The following is a 1,020-nucleotide window of genomic DNA, read 5'->3' on the forward strand; positions in this document are numbered from 1 at the left end:
AGTAATCGCAATACGACGCACTGTGTCGATAAATGCTTGAGGGCTTTCAGATTCAACTTCGATGTCGATTGAATCAACGCCAGCAAAACGTTTGAAAAGAAGAGACTTACCTTCCATTACAGGCTTAGAAGCCAAAGGACCTAAGTCACCCAGACCAAGAATCGCAGTACCATCAGTAATAACCGCTACCAAGTTACCTTTAGCAGTGTACTTATATGCATTTTCCGGGTCAGCAGCAATTTCCTTAACTGGCTCTGCAACACCTGGGCTATAAGCCAAAGAAAGGTCGCGAGAGGTTTGAGCAGGAGTAGAAAGTTCTACGCTGATTTTCCCTGGCTTCGGGAACTCATGGTAATCTAGAGCATCTTGTTTGAAATCTGACATTATATTCTACCGTTTTGGTTTTTCCGTTTAGGTTCTTTCAGGGACATTAAAGCCCTAAAGCCTGTCCGCGGCGCACATTATGACATCACTTATTCCCTAGGGACAATTATCAAATGATAATACGCCGTAACTTTTTTATTGTCATTTGACCGAAATCATCAAATAACCAGACGAAAAAAGAGCGACAAGCGCTCTTTTTCGGAATATCTTAGTTCTTTGGCAACTCGCCAAACAAAGCTTAGCCGCCGATACGGCTGCCGAAACGCTTCTTGAACTTATCAATACGACCACCTGTATCCATTACTTTCTGCTTACCAGTATAGAATGGGTGACATGCTGAACATACGTCCAGAGTAATATCTTTACATAGCGTAGAACGTGTTTTAATAACGTTACCACAACCACATTTTGCTTCGATTTCCTGGTAATCAGGATGAATAGCTTCTTTCATTGCACACCTCTAATTCAATTATGCCGCCACCTTACACTTATCACTCTTCTTTTAGCTTATAAAAAACCAGAAGAGCCGTTAAGGCACCGCACGAAAGGGGGCTTCCCATCTATCTTTACACCTTCAAACTTGCCTTGAAAACAAATTTTTAGACAAAAGACAGAGTGACTGCCAATTTTTAAGAC

At 41.7% G+C, this 1,020-nt stretch carries 1 protein-coding gene and 1 pseudogene; both read right to left on the reverse strand.

The features are described 5' to 3' along the window. Positions 1 to 387, reverse strand: a pseudogene (locus A3766_RS01555) (malate dehydrogenase); the annotation flags it as partial. A gap of 235 nt (positions 388 to 622) precedes the next feature. Beyond that, a complete protein-coding gene (gene rpmE, locus A3766_RS01560) occupies positions 623 to 835 on the reverse strand; it encodes a 50S ribosomal protein L31 (RefSeq protein WP_068509060.1) in 213 nt (70 codons plus the stop codon). Positions 836 to 1,020 lie beyond the last annotated feature (185 nt).

The organism is Oleiphilus sp. HI0132 (assembly GCF_001635845.1).